This window comes from Streptomyces sp. DH12 (genome assembly GCF_020873895.1).
Lineage (GTDB): Bacteria > Actinomycetota > Actinomycetes > Streptomycetales > Streptomycetaceae > Streptomyces.
This window is the reverse complement of record NZ_JAHWGT010000904.1, coordinates 1-470: the sequence shown is the minus strand read 5'-3', so window position 1 is coordinate 470 and position 470 is coordinate 1. Positions and strand designations below refer to the sequence as shown.

Below are 470 nucleotides of genomic sequence, written 5' to 3'. Positions count from 1 at the left end.
CACCGGATCCGGGATCCGAGGAGGGCAGCGCGTCCGGGCCGAGCAGGCCGCCCTCCGCGTCGAAGAAGGGGAGCCGTCCAGGACCGCCCGCGTGTTCGCGGAGGTCCGCGGTGTGCCGCGCGTCCCACAGGTGCCGGGCGTACCGCCAGTCCTCGGTCGTGCTGCCGAAGACTCCGGCCGGCCCCTCGTCGAGGAGCGTGCCGAAGCCCAGGGTGACCCGCTGCGGTCCCTGCCGCATCGCGGGCGTGGTGAGGTGGAGGTACGGCGTGGCACGCGGGCCTTCGTCCGCCCGCACCGGCCGGTACCGGGCGAGGACCACGGTGCGGTCGGTGTCCAGGGTGGTCCAGCCGTGGAGCATCCGGGGCAGGTGCCAGCGCACCAGGTCGGGGACCAGGTGTTGCAGGTCGTCCTCCAGCGCGTCGGCGACGTCCTGACCGCAGTGCTCGGCGATCTCCGCCAGGTCGATGTCG

At 74.3% G+C, this 470-nt stretch carries 1 pseudogene; it reads right to left on the bottom strand.

The features are described from left to right. Nucleotides 1–470: pseudogene (locus tag LPA54_RS37710) on the bottom strand (ankyrin repeat domain-containing protein); the annotation flags it as partial.